This window comes from Pristimantibacillus sp. Z349TD_6, assembly GCF_056173205.1.
In genome coordinates this window covers 1,149,982-1,168,623 of record NZ_CM149662.1, presented here as the reverse complement: position 1 = coordinate 1,168,623, position 18,642 = coordinate 1,149,982, and the positions used below count along the sequence as shown (strand labels likewise).

Here is an 18,642-nt window from a genome sequence, read left to right as displayed (position 1 = left end):
TATAATAGAGATACAGCAAAAAACCTCCTTTTGACGGGAGGCCAGTTATCATGATTACAGTGTCATAGCATGACCATGCCTTGCTAGAAACTCTTCCTTCTCTTTGTAATCCGGCATAATGCTGCCCACTCGTCTCCAGAAGGAACGATCATGATTCATATGCGTCAGATGGCAAAGCTCATGGATGACGACATAATCGATTACCTCAAGCGGAGCCATCGCCAATCGGTAATTAAAGGTTAATTTTTTACTTGAGCTGCAGCTTCCCCACTTCGTTCTTGACTCTTCGATTTCGAAGCTTTTATGTTTTACTTTCAGCTGCTCTTGATATCGCTTGATTCGTTCTCCAATGATTTTCTTACAGCTTGCAAAATAAAACTTTTTTAGATTGATTTTTAACTCCTCTTCACTCAGATTAGCTGTGTCGATCAACTCATGAAGAAAGTACTCTTTTCCAAGGTGAAGGAATTTTCCTTGCTCTTGATATTCTTTTGTCTTAGGGGTATCTCGAACCTTCGCGATCTGCTGCAATCTCTGAGTGAGCTGTTTACCATGCTGCTCCACGGCCCGCATGACATTCTCTTCCGTTGTTCCATTGGGAGCCTTCACGGTTATAAATCCCAATGAGTCCATTTGGATATATATCTTTTTTCTATTGGCATATTCAACATTAAACTCAATGATATGATTTTCAAATTCGATTTTCATAGCGACCATCATTTCTATTAGGTTATTTCTGAATCTCTTTCATTTTATCACAACTACAACTATGACCGTTCAAAATGCTTTTTTTCTTGCATGCTATGGGTTTAATTCGATGTTGTTTTTAAAGATCGAGTTAAACCTCTATTTCCTGTGCGGAATATCCCATTTTTATTATATTTTTGTAAAATATTCCCCTTTTATCATCGTAATTTACCCCTTCCTTTCATGAAATCAACGTCTCATGCTAGGAATAGTTATACAAAATAAATGCAAGCTTTGCAGGAGGTGATACCCAATTATCCCCTTTTAATTCCGTGAAACAACCACACCCAGACTTGCACATGAATGCTAATGCTGCAATGTTCGACTATGAAAATTAGAGGTGATATGGTGAATATTTTTGCAAGAAATAAAGGAATAAAGTTTGTCATTATGTTTATGTGTCTCGCACTTCTCGTTTCTCCTTTCCTTGACACAACAACAGCCTATGGGAATGAAGCAGCGTTGCCCGCAGTGAACGAAGCTGCTCGAGCCGTAACGGATGCTGTCTATGAGGCAGCCCCTCCCGTCCCTCAAAACCTAACTGTTGTAACCGATTCCATCACTGCGACGAGTGCACAGCTTAAATGGGATGTTCATCCAGAGCAAGCTGACGTTGATGTATGGTACTACGTAGCTCCAGATCCTGCTAATCCAACAAAAGAAGATGTAAACAACTATTTAGCTACAGGGAAAGGCGGCAGTGTGGAGCTGCAAAACTTGCAGCCTAATACGACGTACAAGCTGTATACCACTTGGTACAAGAGACCTTACACGCGGGTGTTGCGAAGCAACTACGTTGAATTTACGACACTTGCCGGCGAGCCTTCCAATGAGCCGACTGGCAATCCAGGGCCTAGCAACCTAAGTATTGTGAATGTTACACATAATACGGTAACCGTTACCTTTGATCCTGCGCATAAGCTGGATGATTACTGGGTTTGGAATCCGGACAATCCTCCTCTTAACAAAGATCCTTATTCCGGCTTCACACAAGTAGGAGGCAGCACGATTGGAGGATTAAAGGAAGAAACCAAATATACCTTCTTCTTAGGTCCGAACGGTACTCAATATGCTAATCTAACAGATAAACAGAAGAGCAATTCGATTACTTTCACTACGCCAAAGGATACAAGTGAATATAAAGAACCGCCATTAACGCCTCCTCAATATTTAAAGGTAAGCGATATTACATCATCCAATATTACATTCAAATGGACAGGCAGTCCTGATGCCAACGGCTATGACTTCTATGTTAACGGTGGATGGAAAGGCGGAATATGGAATGGCTCCGACACATTCATCTATACGTTCCCAGAAGGTGGACTTACAGCAGGCAGCATCTACAAATTTATGGTTGGCGCGCAAAATGGCGCTTCCGGCAAAGATCCGGTTAACGGCCCGCCTTTAGAAATCAAATGGGGCGAGCTTGCGGCGCCGCTCGATCTTCAAGTCATTACAGCCAACCGCACAACCGCTTCACTAGGCTGGGCACCGACCCCTGGCGCAACGAGCTACGACATCTATGAAGCAGGCAAGCTTATCGGCTCCAGCGATTCCAATCGGTATGTTGCTGAGGGTTTAACAGAAGGCAAATCCTACAGCTTTACAGTTGCAGCCAAAAATGCGCTATGGAAATCAGCAGCCAGCAGCGCAGCAACGACGATTCCAGGCGCGGACTACACTAATTTCACCTATTACGGCAGCTGGTTTTCCTATGACAATAATCGTCAATACTTTCCAGAAGATATCGATGTTTCACAGCTTACACATCTCAACTACGCCTTCTCCGATATATGCTGGCGTAAAGTGGGTTCAAACGGTGCAGCTTGCCAAAATAAAGACATTCCGCTGCAAGCGAATTATGTTTTCGACGGGGAGCTTGTGCTTGGAGACCAGAAGGTCGATATTGAGCAGCTTGCTGCTTTTAACAAAATAAAAAATAATAACCCTGAGCTGAAGCTAATGGCTTCCGTAGGCGGCTGGACATTCTCCAATCATTTCTCCGACATGGCCGCATCTGAAGTCACACGTCGTACGTTTGCGAATTCCGTCGTTAAATATTTGCGTACGTATAAGATGGATGGACTCGATATCGACTGGGAATATCCGGTTGAGGGCGGAGAATCGGATAATATCAATCGTCCAGAGGATAAACAAAACTTCACTCTTCTCATGCAAACCGTTCGTGCAGCGCTTGATGCAGCCGGCTCCATCGATGGCAAATATTATTTACTCACCATCGCATCCGGTCAAGGAGATGATTTCGTAGTCAATGCTGACTTCGCAAATTCTGTTCAATACTTGGATATGATCAACATTATGAGCTATGACTATAGCGGAAGCTGGGAACTGCGGGCTTTCCATAATTCTCCTCTTTATCAAGACCCTAATAATGTAAGAGCCTCTGCGAAACGCAACAATGTAAGAGGCGCTCTGCTCGGTCATTTGAACGGCGGCGTTCCGGCTTTTAAACTAAACATGGGTGTTCCTTATTATGGAATAGGCTGGAAGGGTTGTTCCGCAAACGGTGAATATCAAAACTGCACATCCATTCCTTATGGATCATGGGAGAGCGGTAAGTTCGATTTTGCCGAGGTTGAGAACAATATGATAGACCAAAACGGATATACCCGTTACTGGAACGAGCATTCAAAGGTCGCTTATGTTTACAATAGTGAAACCGGAATGTTTATTACTTATAATGACCAAACGACAATGATGTATAGCACTTCGCTTGTCAAAACCTTGGATTTGGCTGGCGTTATGACTTGGGACATTAGCGGTGACCGCAACAAAACACTTACAACGCAGTTGATCAGTGATCTTCCGATTGACGGCAAGGTGAATGAAAACGCACTAGCTGCTCCTCAAAATGTAACGAAGCTCAGTGCGGACAAACAGTCTTTTGAAATCAAATGGGATGCTGTCCAAGGGGCTGCTGGCTATGAAGTATTCGTGAACGCCATATTTACAGGATATACAGCGAATACACAGTTTAAAGCAGACAAGCTGAACCTTGGCTCAGACTACACCGTTACCGTGCTCAGTATTAGAAAAGACGGCAATAAAATTACGGAGGTTTCTCCTGCAAGCAGTGCACTGGTTGTAAGTACAGCAGGCGTAATATCTCCAGCTCATCTCACGGTAACGAGTTCAACCTATGACGCGATTAGCGTTCAATGGACGGCTTCTCCGAAAGCAGATGGGTATGACGTTTATCTGGGTGATAAATTAGTGGTATCTACAACAGCTACAAACTACACGTTTACGCAACTGACGCACAGTACGACCTATTCCATTGGTGTAGTAGCCATTACTAAAAATGAGGATGAGATAATCGAAAAGTCCGAAATGACAAAACTAGAGGCAAAAACATTAGATTACACGGCTCCGCCAGAGTCGTCATCTGGGAACCCGCAAGCGGTCAAAGATAAAAATGAGCTTGATTCCAACGTTACGAAATCCGGCGGCAAGTGGACCGTTACGATTTTGAAAGATGCGGCTATTCAAACGATTGGAGCGGCTAGCTCCGCCGAGCTAAAAGTGACTGTCGGCAACGATGCAGCCCAAGTGGATATCATCCTTCCTAAGGAAGTTATTGCAGCACTTGCCAGCAAAAACGAAAAGGCGAATTTGTCCATCATCTGGAACGGAGTTACCTATGTCATTCCAGCCCATGCGATTCACCTGAAATCAGATATCAAAATTTCGATTGCTCCACCGACTGCGAGCGAAGCAGCTGCAATAGAACAATTGGCGAAAAAGAATGGCTATACACTAAAAGTTTCGTCGCTTGACTTTAAGATTTATAAGCTGACAGCTGACAACAAATATGAGGAAGTCACTGATTTTGGCCAGTCCGTTTTCACCCGTATTTATCAATTGAATGCTAAAGATATAGAGACGAATCGTGCAAACGGCGTTGTTTACTTGCCTGGCACAAATGAATTCCGTCCACTTCATACGGTGTTCAAAAAAGACGATAAAGGCGGAGTTACCGCTCATCTGGTCAGCAACGGCAACAGCATCTATACCATTGTCCAATCCAGCTTCCTCTTCAAAGACGTGACGGCTGAATGGAACAAAAACCATATCGAGCGTGCAGCAGCCAAATTAATCGTTTTTGGACAATCGAATGAACAATTCGGAGGAAACTCGATCATTACTAGGGCTGAGTTTATTTCCATGATCAGCAGAGGCCTCGGCATCGTGCCAAAAGTAGAAGGTGCTCCATTTGATGATGTAGCGGCAGATTCCAAATATGCTGGAGATATTGCACTAGCTAAGGAATTAGGTATCATTACTGGCAAGAGCGAGCAGCTTTTTGATCCGAACGGTACGATTACTCGTCAGGACATGGCAGTCATTTTGGCAAAAGTGATGAAGCTGATTGATCGTACGGCAGACGGTGACGCAGCGCTGCTTGAGTCTTTCCGTGATCAAGCTTCTATATCATCCTATGCTAAAGCTTCCGTTGCACTATTAATTAAAGAACAAATTTTGCAAGGCGTATCCGAAACGAAGTTTGATCCTCAGTCGAAAGTGACGAAAGCACAGGCAGTCGTAGCCGTGATGAGATTGCTTGATGATTTGGGATTAGCGAGCAAATAACCTAGATTTAAAATGCAATAGAGGGACGGCGCAGTTTGAACTGCTCCGTCCCTCTTCTATTACTGTGCTGTCTGAAACTTCTCGTATAAATTAAATTCCCCCATCTCATTGGAGGATAAACCTTTATGTTCATAACCGCAGCTTAGGTAGAATGCATTGAGCTTCGGATTATTCGCAATACAGTCCAGCCGAATACGGTCTTTTCCCTCAAAATGAATACCTGAACCTGCCCAATCCACAATGGCCTCACCTAAGTTTTTGCCTGCAACCTCACGGTTAATGTTAAGTCGATGCAGATAGATGGACTGTTCATGCCCCTCTTCTCCCCATAACTCGCGATCCCAAGCGCTTGCATGCTGCATGAGCATGACCATTCCTGCCAAACGATTTTCTTGCCTAAATAGGTATACCTCGCCGCGTTTAATTGCCTCCGGTGTCTGATGAGAATCCTCACCCTTCAGCAAGCCGCTCCACTGCGTAGAGCCTTTGCTCTTTAACCATTCAGCTGTTTGGATGAGAAGCTTCAATACAGCTTCCGTATCCTCTGGTTTTGCTTGATATACTTTGATATCCGGTTGAATGACGCCAATATGATCCGTGCGTGTAAATATAGACATGTTGATTAACCTCCATATAATAGGTCCTTCTATTATAACCCTTCTCGTCTTATTTCAGCTATGTCATCCGGCTTTCTTCAGCTTCTTTTCCATTGACAGATACCTTCTTCCAATCTAACCTTTGCTAGCCTAGTCAGCGCCTTCTCATTTAGTACATCACATGCAGAAAAACTTCCTTTATATTTAAACATTTCACAGATATTTTATTAAAATTTTATAAAGATCAAACATTGGAGTCACTATAAAAGTAAGAATTGCGGCATTAAGTACATGCGTTCCTAAAATTGATAGTTTAAGGTGAGAGAATAAATGAAGTGAACCAGAAGAAAAAATCATGTGCTTATAGAGCTGCTTCGGTGTCTGGTCGAGGTTGAATTGGAACTTTAAGGACGTATGTGTTCTTACAGCGAGAGAAACGGCCCGGTTTGTTGGCTGTAAGAACATATATGCGCTTATAGAGCTGCTTCAGCGTCTGGTTGAGGTTGAATTGGATCTGTAAGAACGTATGTGTTCTTACAGCGAGAGAAACGGCCGGGTTTGTTGGCTGTAAGAACATATATGCGCTTATAGAGCTGCTTCAGCGCCTAATCGAATTAAATTAGATCTATAAGAACTTATTTGTTCTTAAAGTAAGCTATTTACGATGGACACTATACAAAAGGTGAAATCCTGCGTCATGTGATCGCTCACGAAATACACCATATGGGGCAGCTCTCCGTCTGGATAAGAGAGCTAGGGCTAAAGCCAGTGTCAGCAAATGTGATTGGAAAAAATTTATCATAAAATAAAGTTAGGAACCATAACTAAGATACTGAGCATGATGCAGTTTAACTATCGGAGGTTTTAGAAAAAGCCAGAGAATATAGAGGACGAAGAAAAATAAATAAAAACAACGGTAGTTTTTTAATAGATTGTTGCTTTTAGAATTAAATTTTTAAAAATCATCTATTATGATAAAATACCTCTATAATCTTTTACAGGTGTTGGATTTAACTTTCATTTGGGGGTGTTGGAAATAGATAACGGTGCTTTTGTTGCAATTTTTTCGAGTTTTATGGCAAACACTCCATAGCTTCATGCTCATTTACAACTATGTGAAAGGATGCTTGCCTTTTGTTTGACGAATTCGTTAAATTCCCCCTTTCATTTCTTACCGTACTATCGTTTGACCGAAGAAGCTAGTTTCATCCGCCCTTTGCCCCCTTGCTGTACTCACCAGGAGTTATTCCTATTATCTTCTTGAATGCCTTAGAAAAATGATGAATATCTGAAAACCCACAATAACTTGCAATCTGCTCTTGTGTAAGCTTGGATGCAAGCAGCAGCTCGCAAGCATGATCTATACGTGTTTTTAACAAATATTGATGTGGTGTTACACCGTACTGCATTTTAAATACATCGTTAAATCTTGAAGTAGATAGATTAGCTCTTCGCGCCATATCAACTACCGACAGAGGTTCGCTCAAGTTGAAAGAAAAATACGAGGTAATCCAATTTAATGCCTGCGGTGACATTTGCTTCACATGATTGGCAGGCATGTAATCCTCTAGTATGAAGGTAACCAATTCCATCATTCGGGTTTGTGCCTTCAATTGCATAATGGAGTCCTTATACTGCCAGAATTCTACCACTTGCAAAAATGTATCACGAAATTTAGATGGATGGCTTAGCTTGAGCTTCACCGGAATATGAGTTTGGAACTGCTCGTCCATTCTCGGCTGCATAAGATGCTGATAGGGGGTCAAATCCAACTGGCCCGCCCGAGTTGGGAAGCTTTGGTCGCTAGTCGTGCTATAAAAAATATCAAAGTGTGCAAACGGCGTTACCGTATTCGTTGTCCCTTCCAAACGATTTACACTATTTGGCTGAATGAAACAAAACTCACCTTTTTCGAATGGATAGGCCACCCCATCAACTGTGAACAAGCATTCCCCTTCCTGTACATAGACAAGCAAGTAATCAAGCAAGCGGCGTTCCGGCAGTACCCACGGTTTTCGCAGCGCAAAATCGCACTCCCGTATATAGGGCACGATCCGGTGGTTCATCGTTGCATCCATGCCAGGTTTCATGAACATCCTCATCCTCTACTCGTAATTACTCACAGAATATCATATCTATCTCACAATTACAGTTGTTTTTGACAAACTTATTTGAAGCTTTGACAAAGCCAGATTATAGAAGAATCCCTTACACTGTATGTATTGCGAAGCTGAAACAAACACATACAATTAGGAGGAAATATGATGAATGAAAACAATAGGTTAAGCACGCTGCCCCTGCTTGAAGAAAGCTATTCTCTCACGCAAGAGCAAATCGCTTCTTATCAAAAGGATGGCCATCTCTTTTTAAAAAATGTCGCATCCACAGAAATAATAGAAGCGTATGAACCAATCATTAGTGACTTGGTATTTAAGCACAATTACCATGATAAGCCGGTCACTGAACGGGATACTTACGGCAAAGCTTTTATACAAGTAGGCAACCTTTGGGAGATGAGTGAAGAAGCCGCTGCTTTCACACTGGCAAAACGCTTTGCCAAAATTGCAGCAGATTTGATGGGTGTAGATGGCGTCCGCATTTATCATGATCAAGCATTATTCAAAGAACCTGGCGGTGGTCATACCCCTTGGCATCAAGACCAAATTTATTGGCCTTTCGATACCAATAATACCATTACGCTGTGGATGCCGCTGGTCCCTATTCCTGAAGAAGTGGGCACAATGAACTTCGCTTCCGGCACGAATCATTTGGGTTATGTCAGCAGGCAAGAAATTTCGGATGAATCACATAAAACCCTTGGACAATTCATTGAAGGCCGCAGCATTCCTCAAGTAAATTACGGTGCCATGGCGGCAGGAGACGCTACCTTCCATGCTGGCTGGACCATCCACTCTGCTCCGGGTAATCCAACTGACCATATGCGCAAGGTGATGACCATTATCTACTATGCAGACGGTTCACTCGTTGGTGAACCCGACAGCAAGGCAAGACGCTCTGATCTTGAAAATTGGCTGCCAGGCTGCAAGCCGGGCGGAATCGCAGCGAGTATTAAAAATCCATTGGTTTATAAGAGGGAAAACGAATAATAAATAGATTTAGTACAACAAAAGGAAGAGGGGCTGCGCATACCCCTCTTCTTTATTTATCAATTCCAGTCCGTATATAAGGAATCGCTAATTTGATAAATTCTTCCGGCGGTGTCTTGTGACTATTTCTTCTCCATTCTACAGAAACCCCATAAATTCCCCAGCTTAATAGGACAGCTGTAAGTTTTAGAGCTTCATCCTTCTCCGCTTTATGCTGCTTTAACAACATTTTATAAAAAATAATTTCGAGCTGTTCCCTAATAATACGGGCAATGGTATCTTCGTAACCTCTATGGCAACGACTGGATAATGACTTTTGAAAATTTGTTACAGCTTCAAAGATGCTAACAAATACTTCTTCATTTAGTTCGTCATTTTGATAAAAGTCATAATTCAAATTGACTAACAATACTTCTGACAGTACTTTTTCCAATAAGTTGTGTATATCTTCAAAATGATAATAAAAAGTTGCACGATTAATCATCGCTTCTGTAGTTATATCTTTTATAGTAATATCTTTAAATTCCTTTTTCCCTGAAAGTTCAATGAAAGAATCCATAATTAACTTACGGGTACGTAGAACTCGGGGGTCCGACTTTGATTCGGTCATTTTGTTAACCTCCTACTTTATAAACAACTTCTTAAATGTGTTGTATAAACGACACATCCGCAGAACTATTGGTGTTGATGATTTTAATTATGATTTAAAATTTAATTGCAAGCAAATAAATATGTATTTCGCCCTTGAAAAGTAAAGGGAAGATAATACATATTGTTAAAAAATTTAGCGAGGTATAAGTGTTTGCTTTTCCTCGCTTATCTTTACTTATTAAAAGAGAAATGAGGAATTAAAATGGAGAACAATAACAATATGGTTTGTGATCTACAAACAGGCGTATGCGGGGTAGCTGAAGAGGAGAAAGTAGAGATTATTGATTTTAATCAGCCCACAAAAGCAGTTAATCTTTACTATGTAACCGATCCTATTTGTTCGCATTGCTGGGCGCTTGAACCTGTGCTTCGTCGTTTTGTAGAGCAATACGGGAACTTTTTTAACTTCCATACGGTTATGGGCGGTTTGCTGGAAAAATGGCATGATGGACCAATCGATCCGGCAAACGGCATTCATAAACCAGCCGATGTGGCCCCTCACTGGAGAGAAGTTGGAGAGCATTCAAGAATGCCAATTGATGGGACTTTAATGATTGATAATCCAGTTCAATCATCCTACCCGCCTTCTCGTGTATTTAAGGTGATTCAAAAAAATCATACTGATGCAAAAGCAACAGAATATTTGCGTCGTTCAAGAGAAGCACTGTTTGCATTTAATCAAAATATATCAGAGAAATCGGTTATGATTGAAATCGCAAATCATATCGGTCTTGATGGAAAAGCAATTGTAAACGAAGCTGAACAACAGGTCGGTCTTCAATTGTTACATGAGGATTTTGATCTAGTTAGAAGGTTGGGTGTCCGAGGCTTCCCTACCATTATTATGACTAATGAGGAGAATAAGGGCGTAAAAATTGTCGGCAGCCGTCCGTTGGATAACTATGTTGACGGTTTGAAAAAGCTTCTGAATCTCGAAGATTTACAACCCAAGCCAGTCCCTTCCCTTTCTGACTTGCTTGAAAAAGAAAAGCTTCTTTTCTCCAAGGAAATTGAAGTCATGTATGATGTTGAACAAGCAGACGTAAAATTTCTTATTGAACAAGAGCTTCCAACAAATCATTATCAAGTGAACGAAATTTTAGGAGAATTGTATTTTACAGCTACTAAATAAACAAAAGGAAGTGACTATAAATGTCGTACCTATTACAAGTGGATTTTAAAATGAATGGACCGTTCGGAGAAGAGATGGCAGAGGCGTTTTCTGATTTAGCAAAAAGTATCAATGAAGAAGATGGATTCATGTGGAAAATCTGGACAGAAAATTCCGAAAAAAATGAAGCCGGTGGAATTTATTTGTTTGAAACAAAAGAAACGGCTGAAAAATATAACGTTATGCACACTAGCAGATTAGCTGACTTTGGTATAACAGATATCAATGCAAAAATCTTTTCCGTCAATTCCAAACTTACTGAAATCAATAAGGGATCTGCTTATTGCAATGAGAGTTCTAGTCCGGGAAATCCTACTTCATAGTTATCCCTAGCGTAGAATACGTTCGGGCTTTAAATGGCAGGTAAATGTGGCTCTTAAAATGATAATTACTAACGAGCGACACAAAGCACTCCACATGTGTGGAGTGCTTAACCTAGCGATATAAACTATTTCAAAGCTATTACATTCGGCAGCTCGACTTCCATCGGAATAACCTTGTATTACTTGCTCGCTAGCGCCATAACAATCCACGAAGAAACTTTTAGCATCTTACATGCTTGCGTTTGAAGCCAAGCCGCTGTTTATCAACTGCTTTTTGAATCTGTTCAGATGCAACCAAAAAACTGCTTTTTTTCTTGTCCCGATTAACTTCTACCGGACCTACTTCCAATGCGACCTCCATTGCCTTATCATGGAGCCGCATGTAGGATACCCCTACTGTGTAAATAAAATTATTCATTGCATATTTTGTTCGTTCGGGAGCATCATGAATCGTATTTTTTGCAGTTTCGAGCAGATTGGCCATTTTGCTTTCGGCAAATTCAACATCCGGCCGACTCCCCAAAAGCCAGCAGTAACAGCTCCAGCCTGCAGACATTTTCAGTTCATCACCGCTTGCGATCCACTTGTCAGCCACTTCTTGCGCAATATCAGCTTCTGCCAAAGTTACCGCAACAACATAGTCGGACAGCATATAAAAATAAGCTCCATCCATCCAACGGTCATAATCCGCTTCCGTCATCGCATTGGGATCTGCAATAATTCCGGCAAAATACATGGCGTCATAGTTCCCTGTAGCATAAAGCTGCTCAGCCAACGGTTGATTTATTTTTGTTTTTTTGAAAATAGGCTTCATTTGGCCTGTAGCAACACCAAAAAGCGGTTCCTGTGCGCCATTGGATTGGTATATTTTTTTAGTTCGATCCTTGCTAAGAGCTTCAAGCTCCTGCATAACCATTTCTAAATTCATTGTTTTACACTCCCTTTTGAGATTTTACCGTCTTCTCCTACACCAGCCATTTGTTTCTTTTGCATTAGTAGCTACTCATCCTATTTCAATGACCTTCTATGAAAAAACACAGATCAGTAAGATTTTATTTATCCTTAAAAATCGTTTTTCGCGTCCGTTTCACATCAAAACCTCAACGAAGACAAGTATATGTTACCACTATTTGAGCATAGAGAATATGAAATGAAGTTAAAAAATCATTCCTTGCTAGAGCTCAACTACATGAACCATACATGGGATTATATCTAGCTTAGGCACTTTATACTTGAACCTGCCCCAATACCTTATTCGAAAAGATCGTTCAAACGAAAAAAATGCCCCAGAGAAAACTCTCTGAGGCATTTATTCAATGGAGCATCTCTGCTCCTATTTCTTTTTCTTCACTTTTTTATTCGCGGCTTTTTCAATATTCTCAGCTACTCTGTATTTTACGATCTCACCAATTAATTCGTAAGGTATAGGCTCGTCTAAAGGGAAGCGAATCGACCCTTTTGCCCCTTTATACGGGGATAATTGCTCTTTAAAGGCCTCAATTCCGCTTGGAGCCGGATATAAGCCGATATGATTTTTGTATGCTGCATAATGAACAAGGTTCCCATGGAGCACGAAGGTCGGCATTTGATAGCTGATTTTTTCTGTCGCTTCTGGTGCAGCCACTTTAATCACGCCTCTTATCTTCTCCAAAATGTCCTGAATCTCAGGAGAGTACTGAGAGATATACTGATCAATTGTCTCAAATGTGATTTTATTGCCGTCCATGGCTGCTCCTTTCGGGCCTTCGTTATTTGCGGCGCTTCTGGGCCATTCTAGAATAAATGATGAATGCTGCGACAAGCATGCTGATGAATCCAACATTTTCTGCCGGTCCCTGTTCCATCCCAAACACCATACAAAGATTCGTAATAAGGCTTTTTACAAGCAGTGCTATGACAATCAGCATTAACGGACGAACAAAATTATATTTCTTCATCTTTAGTACCACTCCTGACGACGCCCATAGTAGATCAACTCCCGCTAAAACTAGCGATTGAAATCGCTTTAATAGGAGCAATCCCGGCAAGTATACCAGTTTCCAGCCTGATCGTCCAACCTTTCCGCATAGCTAGCTTCTACAAGGCCCTCGCCTGTCCTTGCCTAGTCAGAAGCTCCTCATTTTAATTGTAATCCGGAATGATGCTTCCTACGAATCGCCTAAAAGAACGGTCATTATTCATATGGGTAAGATGGCAAAGCTCAAGGATGATTATATAGTCGATCACCTCAATAGGAGCCATCGCACCAGATTCCCCCCATTATATCCCCATCTTTAACAGCCAAGCAGAAAGCTTTTCCTCCCGCCCCTTAACATTGTCGCTATCAAAATGATATTTCCCTAAATACTGCTCGCCAACAATCTCTCCATCCTCCATCAACAGGACGCGCTCGGTTTTGGCAGCGACCTTGACGTCGTGCGTGACCAGCAGTATGGTGGTTCCGGATTGGTTGATGCTGCCAAGCAGTTGCATGATGTCAGACGTCGCTTTGGAGTTTAGTGCTCCCGTCGGCTCATCTCCGAGAATGATTTTCGGCTGGTTCATGAGCGCCCGGCAAATACTCACCCGTTGGAGCTGTCCGCCGGAAGCCTGCGTGATATCGCGATCTGCTAGCGCAGAGATTCCTGTTTTCTTCATCAACTCCTCCGCTCGCAGGCGAATGGAGTCCCGGCTCTCTTTGGCTGCAAAATATTCGGAGAGAATGATATTATCGAGCATGCTGAGATTTTTGAGGAGATGGATCTGCTGAAAAATAAATCCCATTTTGTTCTGGCGCAGCTGATCCAATTCCTTCTCCGAAAGGGAGGAAATATTTTGCCCATCAAACAAGACTTGTCCGGAAGTCATCCGATCCATGCCGCTAATTGTGTAGAGCAAGGTCGACTTTCCCGAGCCTGACGCCCCCATGACGGAAACGAACTCGCCCTCGTGTATCTGCAAATTAATATTTTTCAGTACGGCTTGTACTTGCCCTTTGCTTATTGAATAGGTTTTATTCAGATCTGTAATCTCCAATATGTGGTTCATGCTTTATCCCCTCATTCGGTTATCATTCTCGTCATGCTGTATTTTTTCATCGATAGCGTGCCTACCAGCGTTGCAATGGTCACAACTAAACCAAGAGCTAATGGATACAAGAAATAAGATACCCATGGGTTCGTCACAAACTGGATATTGGAGGCTCCCATCGAAGACATCAGCATACCTACCAGACTTTGCCCAAACGTATGGGCCATAAGCGTACCTACGAGAATCCCGCCTGCAAGCACAACCAGTATCCGTCTCACGTACTGCTTTCGAATATGTGCAGCTGCAATACCGAGACTTCTCATAATGGCGATGCCGGAATAATCTTTTGCGGTCAGCAGCTTTAAGAAAAGCGAAGTAATCAGAATGGAGATAAACACAGCAATGATAACGGCAAGTACCGTAACCATCTTGATCTGCTTAATCGTCGAGCCGAGTGTCTGATGCATATAATCTTCGAGATGCGTCACTTTCACCCCTGGAAAAAGACCCGTATATTCGGTTATTTTGGCCCCTATATCGCTGCCATGTCTAATGTCCGCATTAAGGGTATACCAGAGTACATCCTCCGGTTGATAGGGCAGCAGCGCTTTGGCTGTTTTGCCGCCATTGGTCACGTCCTGATAAATGCCGCTAACGGTCATCTCATGCTGCTTACCGTTAATGACTAATGTCAGCGCGTCTCCCACTTTTTTCGACAGAGCGTCAGCGTTCAGACTGGAGAGAGCCATATCGTTTAGGTTGATAGGAGCGTTGCCGCTGCTGTATTTCAAAGGAAAAATGGAGAAATCCCCCGTTTCAACCTGTATGCTCTCTAATGCTCCTTCACTTCCTACGACGCTGTATTTACTCGTCACGAGCGGAGAAAATTTCACGATATCCGTATCTTGAGCAAGGTAATGCTGAACTTCGTCAAATTTATCCTGCATGTGATCGGATTGCTGCAAATCCATTCGCATATCGCTTTGTCCGACCCCCATATACGCAACGAAGCTAGGTGACTGCATCGTATGCAGGAAATTGACCGGAACAATGATGATGATGAAGCAAATGACAAAAATAATAAACAATAAAAGATACATTTTAAACCGTCCGACGACATCTTTCAGCGCCAAAAATACGTTAACGCTAGGAATTCTGCTTTTATAAAGCGGCAACCGCTTCGTATTCACCTTAAGCTCGCCCATCGCACCGGCTCGCAGCGCTTCAACGGCCGAGATTTTATGAAATCGCCTCAGCACAAGGGTGCAGAAGAGCAGAACGAAAGCAAACACCAATCCAGCTACCAAAATAGGAATCAAGCTTTGCAGTATGCTTTGCGGAGCAATCCCGATATACAACGCCATATTGGATAGGAATAGCGGACGAATGCAAAGGGAAACCACATATCCGAAAAGACTGGCGCCCCCCGCCAGAACAATATATTTGGTCAGATAGATGTTGCGAATATGCTGTTGACGGATGCCGAAGGCTTTCATAACGCCAATCTCTTTATAATCCTCTTCCAGCGTGGTCAGTATGGTGAACCGCAGACACAGCACCGCAATAAGAATTAATAAGCTACTGACCAGAAAAATGATGACGGCGACTACCCCGTCCGTTAATGCATGAAGCATCTGGAACAAGGAATAGTCAATAGCAGGGCCTTTTGCCGGTAATCCGGCTGACTGGTATGCTGTCTTGAATTCATTGAACTTGCTTAGATCCTTAAGCTGAAATGCAATCATATACTCGATTTCTCCGGTCATACTCTTCAACGTTTCATGATCCGCTGCGCTTACGACGAATCGCTTGGAGCTAATAATCGAAGGATTCATTTGAACATCCCGCACAAAGTCTGTAATGGTGAACGTCATGTCTGATGATCCAGCAGAAACTCGAATCGTATCGCCCAGGTTCAATTGATGCTGCTGCCTATAATAAATAGGAACCGCAATCTCCCCGTCCAAAACCTCAATCCGCTTATTTTCCAGCGTAAGTAAATAATCAAAGCTCTTGTTCTGCACGACAAAGCCGTTATCCATTACGCTGCTGCTATCGGCTTCCTGATTGTTGCCAAAGAAGAGATTAGCATTGTCGATCACCAGCATTTCAGAGATTTGTTCACTTTTGACAAGGGAGTTCTCTGCCGCAAAGCTCTGAATGGCAGCTCTATCCACGGGTCCGGCGTGCATCTGCACGTAGTGCGGCGCACTAGATACAGTAAACAAGTGGTTGATGGAGCGAAATAGCTGCGTCATCATCGTTGTCCCGCTGGAAGCAAGCAGCACAGAAAGCGTAATGAACACGAACAGGACCACCGTAATCGTCTTATTTCGTTTAAAATCTTTTTTTAATATTTTCGCTAGCATGTCAGCCCCTCCTTTCCTTACTTTGTCTCCAGCGCCCGAATCGACTTCATCCTTGCCATAATAAGTGCTAAAACGATGACCAAAATGCCAGAAATAATAAATAACAAGCCGATACCGCGCCCTTGGCCGCTGCCGATCCATTTTCCAACCGAGGAAGCTAGCCCCCCACCTTCAACCATCAGAGGATTAAATACATAGTCGGATAAAAGGCCTGCCGATGCATACGCAGCGATATAGCCGAATTGGGAAACCACTCCGATCATCCCCCAAGCCCTGCCTTGGGTTTCGTTTGGTATGTTCGTTCGAATCAATACATCCGCGCTTGTATTAACGAAGGGCAAGGTCGCAAAAAATAGAAAGCCTGCGGCTGCGATTACGTAAATATTCGTTGATACTCCAATAAGCGAGAAGAAAATGCCAGCGACAAAAAGTCCAGCCGATAAAACACGTGCATACCGCTGATTAACGCTAAAGACGCCAATAAACAAGCTGCCAAGCAGTAGCCCAGTCGCACTGACCGATTGGACGATTCCTAATGTCTTGGCATTAGATAACGGAAGCACCATGGGCGTAAATAAGGTTTGCAAAATGCCCATATAAAAGGTGACTAAGGTCAGTAGCAGCGTAAGCGCTAAGACTCCTTTTCTAGAAACAAGAACTTGCCAGCCCTCTTTCAAGTCCTTTGCTAAGCTGAACTGCTTCTTGCTGACAGATTTAGTAACCAAGCATCGGCGAACGGCGGAAATCGTAATAATCGTGATAAATACCGTGCTAATATCGATAATCAGAAGTGCCTCGATATCCACCACAGCAAGCAGCATGCCCGCGAGGATCGGGGAAAATAAATACTTAGAGGAGCCGGCAAGCTGCACCAGTCCGCTCGCTTTCGCAAACTGTTCTTCGGGCAGCAAATCAGTAATCGTCGCTTTATAAGCCGGGTCCGTCAACGATGCGAATATAGAGCTGATCGTCACCCCCACACAGAGCTGCCAAAGCTGTGCCTCGCCTGAGAACATGACGATTAGAATGTAAATAAGCCCAAGCGCCGAGCCGCCATCACCGAGCAGCATCATCAGCCGTCGATCAAATCGGTCCGCCAATACACCGCCAACTGGACTTAACAGGATCATCGGCAAAAAGGTGCAAAGCGTCACGAGTGACACTGCCGTTGCGGAATGGGTCGTCTGGAAGACGTAAACCCCTAAGCCGAACGCGGTTAAGCCGCTGCCGATACTGGAAACCAGTTCCCCGAACCACAGAATGATAAATTTTCGAAAAGCATTATTCGCCATTCGCCTTACCGTCTACCGGGTCCGCTTGCTCAAACAGCCTTGCCACGTACGCGAAGCTGCCTTTCTCTGCTCCAAGCAGCGTTTCCATGGCATGAATGAAGGCTACAATTTTTTGAGATAACTCCTGCGGCTCCCAGTTGAATATGCCCTCATCAAATAGGGTTACAGCAGACACAAGCAGTAACTCAATTGCTTCCTTCGGGTATGGCGTGGCAAACAGCTTTTCTCTTATTCCTTGCTCTGTAAGCTCCTGCAAAATAGGAGTCAGCTTGCGCACCGTCTCTGACAAGCTTTTTTGATGCATTTGGGCGTTGTTAACATCATGCATGGTTTCAATAAGCTGGCTTTTTGAGCTGTTTGAGGCCGGCTTTTGCGCGAGCATGATGTACAGAAACTTCTCGTGGACGGTAAGACTAGCATTTGCGGAGATTTCTTTGGCTGCCAGTACCCCGCTATCCACAATCCTGATGACGATTGCATCCATCACTTCTTCTTTCGATTTGAAGTAATAGTAGAAGGTTCCTTTTGCAATTCCGATTTCTTTCAAAATATCGTTGATCGTCGTCTTGTCGTAACCTTTGGTATGGAATAAAGCTTCCGCTGTATCCAATATTTCATTTTTCCGTTCTTCCGGCTCTTTGAGCGTTCTCATGAAAACTCCTCCGTCCTCTAGACCGACCGTCAGTCTATGAAAGGATTATAATATATGATCCTTATTTTGTAAATGGCAGGGATGCATCGGGCTTAATTTTTCAATTTTTTTCAT

Annotated in this window: 15 protein-coding genes and 2 pseudogenes; 5 read left to right on the top strand and 12 right to left on the bottom strand. The window is 43.0% G+C overall.

Going from position 1 to position 18,642, the window contains the following annotated elements:
• Nucleotides 1-54 precede the first annotated feature (54 nt).
• Nucleotides 55-708 carry a M48 family metallopeptidase gene (locus tag AC0VYE_RS05040; RefSeq protein ID WP_475446455.1) on the bottom strand — a complete coding sequence of 218 codons (654 nt, stop codon included), beginning with the start codon at nucleotides 706-708 and terminating at the stop codon, nucleotides 55-57.
• A 384-nt stretch (nucleotides 709-1,092) separates the two neighbouring features.
• Here AC0VYE_RS05040 and AC0VYE_RS05035 point away from each other — a divergent pair, with 384 nt between their 5' ends.
• Entirely contained in the window at nucleotides 1,093-5,358 is a 4,266-nt protein-coding gene (locus AC0VYE_RS05035; protein ID WP_475446453.1) for a glycosyl hydrolase family 18 protein, read from the top strand.
• 59 nt (nucleotides 5,359-5,417) lie between these two features.
• Here the strand turns inward: AC0VYE_RS05035 and AC0VYE_RS05030 are convergent, their stop codons facing one another.
• The gene (locus AC0VYE_RS05030; protein WP_475446451.1) at nucleotides 5,418-5,975 is read right to left on the bottom strand and encodes a GNAT family N-acetyltransferase; all 558 of its coding nucleotides are present in this window, start codon (nucleotides 5,973-5,975) and stop codon (nucleotides 5,418-5,420) included.
• Between the two features lie 642 nt (nucleotides 5,976-6,617).
• Here AC0VYE_RS05030 and AC0VYE_RS05025 point away from each other — a divergent pair.
• Nucleotides 6,618-6,758, top strand: a pseudogene (locus AC0VYE_RS05025) (DinB family protein); the annotation flags it as partial.
• A gap of 401 nt (nucleotides 6,759-7,159) precedes the next feature.
• Here AC0VYE_RS05025 and AC0VYE_RS05020 read toward each other — a convergent pair.
• On the bottom strand, nucleotides 7,160-8,044 hold the full coding sequence (locus AC0VYE_RS05020; RefSeq protein ID WP_475446450.1) for a helix-turn-helix domain-containing protein: 885 nt from the start codon (nucleotides 8,042-8,044) through the stop codon (nucleotides 7,160-7,162).
• Nucleotides 8,045-8,215: 171 nt separating this feature from the next.
• On the opposite strand from AC0VYE_RS05020, the gene AC0VYE_RS05015 reads away from it, so the two are divergent.
• The gene (locus AC0VYE_RS05015; RefSeq protein ID WP_475446448.1) at nucleotides 8,216-9,061 is read left to right on the top strand and encodes a phytanoyl-CoA dioxygenase family protein; all 846 of its coding nucleotides are present in this window, start codon (nucleotides 8,216-8,218) and stop codon (nucleotides 9,059-9,061) included.
• A gap of 52 nt (nucleotides 9,062-9,113) precedes the next feature.
• Here the strand turns inward: AC0VYE_RS05015 and AC0VYE_RS05010 are convergent, their stop codons facing one another.
• Complete coding sequence (locus tag AC0VYE_RS05010) at nucleotides 9,114-9,671, bottom strand: TetR/AcrR family transcriptional regulator (RefSeq protein WP_475446446.1); 558 nt, start codon at nucleotides 9,669-9,671, stop codon at nucleotides 9,114-9,116.
• A gap of 243 nt (nucleotides 9,672-9,914) precedes the next feature.
• Between AC0VYE_RS05010 and AC0VYE_RS05005 the strand changes: the two genes are divergently transcribed.
• Complete coding sequence (locus tag AC0VYE_RS05005; protein ID WP_475446444.1) at nucleotides 9,915-10,844, top strand: DsbA family protein; 930 nt, start codon at nucleotides 9,915-9,917, stop codon at nucleotides 10,842-10,844.
• Nucleotides 10,845-10,864: 20 nt separating this feature from the next.
• Nucleotides 10,865-11,206 (top strand): monooxygenase, encoded by a 342-nt coding sequence (locus AC0VYE_RS05000; RefSeq protein ID WP_475446442.1) that lies wholly within the window; start codon nucleotides 10,865-10,867, stop codon nucleotides 11,204-11,206.
• 220 nt (nucleotides 11,207-11,426) lie between these two features.
• Here AC0VYE_RS05000 and AC0VYE_RS04995 read toward each other — a convergent pair whose 3' ends face one another.
• From AC0VYE_RS04995 to AC0VYE_RS04960, 8 genes and pseudogenes are all read right to left on the bottom strand, one after another.
• A complete protein-coding gene (locus tag AC0VYE_RS04995) occupies nucleotides 11,427-12,134 on the bottom strand; it encodes a DNA alkylation repair protein (protein ID WP_475446440.1) in 708 nt (235 codons plus the stop codon).
• Nucleotides 12,135-12,539: 405 nt separating this feature from the next.
• A complete protein-coding gene (locus AC0VYE_RS04990) occupies nucleotides 12,540-12,932 on the bottom strand; it encodes an iron chaperone (RefSeq protein ID WP_475446438.1) in 393 nt (130 codons plus the stop codon).
• A 22-nt stretch (nucleotides 12,933-12,954) separates the two neighbouring features.
• On the bottom strand, nucleotides 12,955-13,143 hold the full coding sequence (locus AC0VYE_RS04985; protein ID WP_475446436.1) for a hypothetical protein: 189 nt from the start codon (nucleotides 13,141-13,143) through the stop codon (nucleotides 12,955-12,957).
• A 184-nt stretch (nucleotides 13,144-13,327) separates the two neighbouring features.
• Nucleotides 13,328-13,450: pseudogene (locus AC0VYE_RS04980) on the bottom strand (M48 metallopeptidase family protein); the annotation flags it as partial.
• 15 nt (nucleotides 13,451-13,465) lie between these two features.
• Complete coding sequence (locus tag AC0VYE_RS04975; protein WP_475446434.1) at nucleotides 13,466-14,233, bottom strand: ABC transporter ATP-binding protein; 768 nt, start codon at nucleotides 14,231-14,233, stop codon at nucleotides 13,466-13,468.
• A gap of 11 nt (nucleotides 14,234-14,244) precedes the next feature.
• Nucleotides 14,245-16,584 carry an ABC transporter permease gene (locus AC0VYE_RS04970; protein WP_475446432.1) on the bottom strand — a complete coding sequence of 780 codons (2,340 nt, stop codon included), beginning with the start codon at nucleotides 16,582-16,584 and terminating at the stop codon, nucleotides 14,245-14,247.
• A 17-nt stretch (nucleotides 16,585-16,601) separates the two neighbouring features.
• Entirely contained in the window at nucleotides 16,602-17,876 is a 1,275-nt protein-coding gene (locus AC0VYE_RS04965; RefSeq protein WP_475446430.1) for an MFS transporter, read from the bottom strand.
• Nucleotides 17,866-18,528, bottom strand: a complete 663-nt coding sequence (locus tag AC0VYE_RS04960; protein ID WP_475446428.1) for a TetR/AcrR family transcriptional regulator — start codon at nucleotides 18,526-18,528, stop codon at nucleotides 17,866-17,868. The genes AC0VYE_RS04965 and AC0VYE_RS04960 overlap by 11 nt, the downstream gene beginning before the upstream one ends.
• Nucleotides 18,529-18,642 lie beyond the last annotated feature (114 nt).